This window comes from Streptomyces sp. NPDC001617 (assembly GCF_053596855.1).
On sequence record NZ_JBSFHA010000121.1, the window covers coordinates 20648 to 27024 of the forward strand.

Genomic DNA, 6377 nt, shown 5'->3' on the forward strand with positions numbered 1-6377 from the left:
AGCGCTTTTGCGGTGACTCATGTCAATAGACCCGTATCAAATGTGGAGCAGACTCGGCTGCTTGATCGGCCATCATTCGTACGCAGCTTCCTCAGCATTTCGGCGCCGTCGTGGAAATCGTCGCCCCAATCGGGGGCAGGCCATGCAGCCTGACCGCGAAGGCCGGCTACGGATAGTGCTGATAGACGATCATACGCTGCTGCGTGAGGTGGTATGCGAGGCGCTCGACGCGGAACCGGACATGATTGTGGTCGGCGACGCCGCCAGCGGCGCATCCGGCATCATGCATTGCAAGTCCGAAAAACCCGACGTCGTATTACTTGACGCGAATATTCCTGGCGAGTCGGTCACCGAGACTGTTCATGCCATCAGCTCGATATCGCCGAACGCCAGGATCCTGATGGTCAGCACGCGTGACGATCCGGTGCTGGTCCGCCAATTGTTGGACAGCGGTATTCGCGGCTATCTGAACAAGTCGGTAAGTCGAACCGACCTGGTGTCCAGTATCCGCGCGGTGTGCGCCGACGACATCCGTATCGTGCTGCACGTATCCGCCGAGGCGCTGACCCACATTGCCTCGGATTCGAACTACCAGGAGATGCTCACCAAACGGGAGCTGGAGATTCTGACCCTGGTGAGCAAGGCCATGAGCAATCGGCAGATCTCGCGGCGGCTGGCTATCGCCGAGGGCACGGTGAAGCGCCATCTGGGGACCATCTTCACAAAGCTGGGGGCGCGTTCCCGGCTCGAAGCGGTCAACAAGGCAATCTCCGTCGGTCTCATCGCCCGCGTCGGATAAGAATGTTGCGCGAGTGCTTTCGAGGCATGCTCGTAGCGCATTCGTGGCTGGCAATAACCCCGTCGTCACGGGCCGCCCGAATTGGGCGAGTCGGGTCTGCCCCTGGATGCAGGAAGCCGGTTGTCGCGGGTGATCATGACTGTTCTCCACGCAGCTTGATCACCTGGACACCCGGGCTTGGACAACAAGACGACGTGCCGCTCGACCTGGACGGCCTGGCCGTCACGAAGGTCCAGCGACATCCGGCGGGTGCACCTGACCGCGGTCGGCTCGGCGAGAAGGGGTCGGCTCCGACCCGCAGAAGCGACTTGGTAGACCCGCTGATGCCGGTGCGGCCGTGGCCTTCCCGGTCTCGGATGAAGCGTCCTGCATCACCGGGCACACCCTCGTCGTCCACGGCGGTCGGCTACTCCACAACAGGTAGTACGGCATCGGTGCGATCGAGGATCGCGTCTCAGTGATCCTCGATCCGTCACCGTGGGCTCCCCGCGGAGCGGGGAACTATCGAGTGAACTGCTCTGCGCGGGGCTTCTCCGACACCCCCCAGTCCGACCAGGAGCCGCGTCCGGCCAGGACCTCCCGGTGCAGTTCCTGCAGCATCTCCGACGGTTCGAGCCCGAGTTCGCTCGACAGCGTCTTGCGCAGGTGCTGGTACGCGACCAGCGATTCGTTCCGTCTACCGCTGGATGCCAGCGCTTTGATCAGCTGCGCGTGATACCACTCGTTGAGCGGGTCGGCCAGCAGCCTGGCCTTCAGCTCCCCGACGAGTTCCCGGTGCCGGCCCAGCATCGCGTCGGCTTGGATGCGCAGTTCGACGGTATGCGCCCGCTGCTCCGTGAGATGGACGACGTGCGCCTGGATCGACGGGCCGGCCGTCACATCGGCGAGCGCCGGCCCCGACCAGAGGTCGAGCGCCTGCCGTAGCAGCCTCGCCGCCGCGGCCGGATCACCGGCGGCGAGCGCGGTGCGTCCCTGCTTGGCCAGCCGGAGAAACGCTCCCAGGTCGAGCTGGTCCGGGTCCACCCGGAGCATGTAGCCGGTGCCGCATGTGGCGAGCACCTGCTCCACCGTATTGTCCGGCACCCACGGCTCGAACTGACGCCGCAGCTGGTAGATGTACGTCTGCGCGGTGGGGACGGCACTCTTCGGCGGCTTGTCGCCCCACAGTTCGTCAATGATCGCGTCAAGCATGACGATGTTGTTTGCGCAGAGGAGCAGCTGCGCCAGCACACGCCGCGCCATTGGCGCGGTCGGCGTGCAGTCGTCCAGATCGTTGGTGACGGTCAGGCGGCCGAGTACCTGGAATCGCAACACGGGTGAATGCCTCCACACGATGATCGTTGGTTCGGGCCTCGATCCAGACTCTGCCGATCCCTTTGTTCGACAAGCAATGCTTCGGGGCGAAGGTCCCACCCCGGTGATCGTGTCGGGTCGCGTCGACTACAACCTTCGTCGCATTGCCGTGGACGAGAGGTTTGCGTGCGGCGGCACCGGCCGAGCCCGCCCCTGAGAGCAGAGTGAGAATCCGCTGTCATGACAGAGAACTTCGTGAAAACGAGTGGTCAGGACGTCGTCGCGGTGGTCGGTCTGTCGTGCCGCCTTCCGGGTGCGAGCTCCCCCGAGGCGTACTGGGATCTGCTTGCGGCCGGCCAGGAGGCCGTCGGCGAGGTTCCCGCCGACCGCACCGCACACGTCGGCGCGCGGGTGGGCCGGGCCGGGCTGATCGACGGGGTCGCGGACTTCGACGCGGGGTTCTTCGGGGTGTCGCCACGCGAAGCCTCAGCGATGGATCCGCGGCAGCGACTGATGCTGGAACTGGCGTGGGAATCCCTTGAGCATGCGGGAATCGACCCGTCGACGGTGCGCGGCAATCGGGCGGGCGTCTTCCTCGGGGCGATGGGAGACGACTATGCCGGGCTGGTGCGCGACCAGGGCGTCGGAGCGATCGACAGCTTCACCCTGTCCGCGCTCCAGCGCGGCATCCTCGCGAACCGAATTTCGTTCTTTCTAGGGCTGTCCGGCCCCAGTGTGGTCGTGGATTCGGCACAGTCCTCGGCTTTGGTCGCCGTGCACCAGGCGCACGAGAGCGTGCGGCGCGGGGAGTCGGCGTGGGCGCTGGCGGGTGGGGTGAACCTGATCCTTTCGCCGGAGTCGACGGCGACCGCGAGCGAGTTCGGTGCGCTGTCACCGGACGGCCGCTGCTACACATTCGACGCGCGCGCCAACGGCTACGTGCGCGGCGAGGGCGCCGGCATGGTGGTGCTCATGCGGCTGGCGGACGCCATCGCATACGGCCACGATGTGGTGTGCGTGATCCGCGGCGGCGCGGTGAACAATGACGGCGGTGGCGAGCAGCTGACCACGCCGAGCCGGCCGGGGCAGGAGGAGATGCTCCGGGCGGCCCTCTCGGCCGCGGGAGTGGACTCCACCGAGGTGGGATACGTGGAGCTGCACGGGACCGGCACGCCGGTGGGGGACCGAGTGGAGTCGGCGGCGCTGGCCGCGGTCTTCGGCGACCGGGACCGGCCACTGGTGGTGGGGTCGGCAAAGACCAACGTGGGGCATTTGGAGGGGGCGGCGGGGATCGCCGGCTTCATCAAGGCGGCGCTGTCCGTCCAGCGTGGTCAGGTGCCGGCGAGTCTGAACTTCGCCGCTCCGCCGGACGACATCCCGCTCACCGAGCTGGCCATCGAGGTCGCTGCCGAGCTGCGCGAGTGGCCGGGCGACGGGCTGCGGGTGGCCGGCGTGTCGTCGTTCGGGATGGGCGGGACGAACTGCCATCTGGTGCTCGCGCAGGCTCCGGATCCGTCGCCTGTCGAGGAGAGCCGCCCTGAGAAGGCGGGCACGATCCCGTGGCTGCTGTCCGGCGGTACGGTGCAGGCATTGCGCGCCCAGGCTGAGCGGCTGGCCGGTCATGTCGCCGCACAAGACGATCCGGATCCGCTCGACATCGGATTCTCCCTTGCGAACACCCGCGCCGCGCTCACGCACCGCGCCGTCGTGATCGGCGCCGACGCGGCTGAGCTGAGCGATGGCCTGACCGCGCTTGCGGCGAACGAGCCCACGCCGAATGCCGTCTCCGGTGTGGTCTCCGAGGGCGGCACGGCATTCATGTTCACCGGGCAGGGCGCGCAACGCACCGGCATGGGTCGGGAGCTGTACGCGGAGTTCCCGGTGTTCGCCGAGTCCTTCGACGCGGTGTGCGCGGAACTGGATCCGCTGCTGGGCAGACGGCTGCGGGAGATCGTGTGGTCCGATGCGGACCTGCTCGGTCAGACCCAGTACACGCAGGCGGCGCTGTTCGCACTGGAGACGGCGTTGTTCAGGCTGGTGGAGTCGTTCGGAGTACGTCCGAAGCACCTGATCGGCCATTCGATCGGTGAGGTGACCGCCGCGCACATTGCGGGGGTGCTGTCGCTGTCCGACGCCTGCACGCTCGTCGCGGCACGCGGCCGGTTGATGCAGGCGGCGCCGTCCGGTGGGGCGATGGTGGCCGTCAACGCCGACGAAGGCGACGTGCGGGTGCTGCTGCCCGAGTCCGGGGTGAGCATCGCCGCCGTCAACGGGCCCGGTTCGGTGGTGATCTCCGGCGACGCCGACCCGGTGCTCGCGATGGCGAAATCCTTCCGTGCCAAGGGGGCGAAGACCAAGCAGCTGAACGTCAGCCACGCATTCCACTCCCACCATCTTGACGGGATCCTGGACGAGTTCGCCGACGCCATCAGTGGGCTGACCTTTCACGCCCCTCAGATTCCCGTCATCTCGAACCTCACCGGGCGCCCCGCCACCACGGACGAGCTGACCGACCCGGGCTACTGGGCACGCCAGATCCGAGGCACCGTCCGCTTCGCCGACGGCATCCGCACCCTGCACAACTCAGGCGTTGCCCGGTACCTCGAGCTTGGCCCCGACCCCGTACTCGCCGGCATGGCCCGGGAGACTCTCACCGAGCAGGCACCGGCGGCGGTGTCCACGATGCGCACCGGGCAGGCGGAAGTCCGCACGCTTCTCAGGGCGCTCGGCACCATGCATGCCACGGGGGCGGCAGTGGACTGGACGCCGCTGCTGAACGGCGGCCGCAGGGTCGCGCTGCCCACCTACGCCTTCCAGCGCCGCCGGCACTGGATGGGCGAAGCACGCGAGGCCGCACCCGCCGCGGAGTCGGCACCCATCCGCGACCACGATGGCTTGCTCGATATGGTGCGCACGCACCTCGCGGCTGTCCTGGGGTATGACGCGGCCGACATGACGCCGCTGACGACGTTCAAGGATCTTGGGCTGACCTCACTCACCGCGGTCGAGCTGTGCGCCGGGCTTTCCGGAGAGCTGGGTCTGGCCCTGTCCGGATCGCTGGTGTTCGACCATCCCACCCCTGACCGGTTCGCGGCGTACCTGCATGCGGAGCTTACCGGGCACTCCGATGCGGGTGACCGGGTGAGCATCCAGGCACCCGGCGACGGCATCGCCGACGATCCGATTGCCATCGTCGGGATGGGTTGCCGATATCCCGGTGGCGCATCGTCGCCGGACGATCTGTGGGAGCTGGTGCGGTCGGGGCGGGATGCTGTTTCCGGGCTGCCGCGCGATCGCGGCTGGGATCTGGACAACCTGTTCGACCCGGACCCATCGGCCTCTGGGCGGACGTACGTCAGGCATGGCGGTTTCCTCGACGACGTCGCCGGTTTCGACGCCGGGTTTTTCGGGGTTTCGCCGCGCGAGGCGCTGGCGATGGATCCGCAGCAGCGGTTGCTGCTGGAGATCATGTGGCAGACGTTGGAGGACGCCGGGATCGAGCCCGGTTCGCTGCGCGGCAGCAGGACAGGCGTATTCATCGGGGCTATGGCGGGCGACTACGGCCCGCGGCTCGACACTCCGCACAGTGGGGTCGACGGATATGTGCTTACTGGCACCAGTGGGAGTGTTCTTTCTGGTCGGTTGGCGTATTTCTTTGGCCTGGAGGGGCCTGCGGTGACGGTGGATACGGCGTGTTCGTCGTCGTTGGTCGCGTTGCATCAGGCGGCTCAGGCTGTTCGGAGTGGTGATTGTTCTCTGGCGGTGGCTGGTGGTGTGACTGTGATGTCGTCGCCTGGTGTGTTGGTGGAGTTTTCGCGGCAGCGTGGGTTGTCTGTTGATGGGCGGTGTAAGGCGTTCGCGGAGTCGGCGGATGGTACGGGTTGGGGTGAGGGTGTGGGGTTGGTGGTGCTTGAGCGGTTGTCTGAGGCGCGTGCTCGTGGGCATCGGGTGTTGGCGGTGTTGCGGGGTTCGGCGGTGAATCAGGATGGTGCTTCGAATGGGTTGACTGCGCCGAATGGTCCGTCGCAGCAGCGGGTGATTCGTGGGGCGTTGGCCAGTGCTGGGCTTTCTGGTGCGGATGTTGATGTGGTCGAGGCGCATGGTACGGGTACCAGGCTTGGTGATCCGATCGAGGCGCAGGCGTTGCTGGCTACGTATGGGAGGGAGCATTCCGGGGATCGGCCGTTGTGGCTGGGTTCGTTGAAATCGAATGTCGGTCACACGATGGCGGCGGCTGGTATCGGTGGTGTGATCAAGATGGTGGAGGCGCTGCGTCGTGGTGTGT

The 6377-nt window shown here is 66.9% G+C and carries 3 protein-coding genes and 1 pseudogene; 3 read left to right on the forward strand and 1 reads right to left on the reverse strand.

Annotated elements, in window-relative coordinates; all coding sequences use genetic code 11:
* Positions 1 to 142 precede the first annotated feature (142 nt).
* Positions 143 to 799: a response regulator gene (locus ACWC09_RS48245; protein WP_450858177.1), complete on the forward strand. Its 657-nt coding sequence runs from the start codon at positions 143 to 145 to the stop codon at positions 797 to 799.
* Positions 800 to 1100: 301 nt separating this feature from the next.
* Positions 1101 to 1223, forward strand: a pseudogene (locus ACWC09_RS48250) (SDR family oxidoreductase); the annotation flags it as partial.
* Positions 1224 to 1300: 77 nt separating this feature from the next.
* On the opposite strand, the gene ACWC09_RS48255 reads toward ACWC09_RS48250, so the two are convergent.
* Complete coding sequence (locus tag ACWC09_RS48255) at positions 1301 to 2113, reverse strand: AfsR/SARP family transcriptional regulator (protein WP_450858179.1); 813 nt, start codon at positions 2111 to 2113, stop codon at positions 1301 to 1303.
* 219 nt (positions 2114 to 2332) lie between these two features.
* Between ACWC09_RS48255 and ACWC09_RS48260 the strand changes: the two genes are divergently transcribed.
* Positions 2333 to 6377: type I polyketide synthase (locus ACWC09_RS48260; RefSeq protein WP_450858180.1), on the forward strand; the 4045-nt coding region annotated here is incomplete at its 3' end.

Excerpts from the sequence above, each read along its gene's own strand:
- ACWC09_RS48245 (WP_450858177.1), top strand. The coding sequence starts at position 143 with ATGCAGCCTGACCGCGAAGGCCGGCTACGGATAGTGCTGATAGACGAT.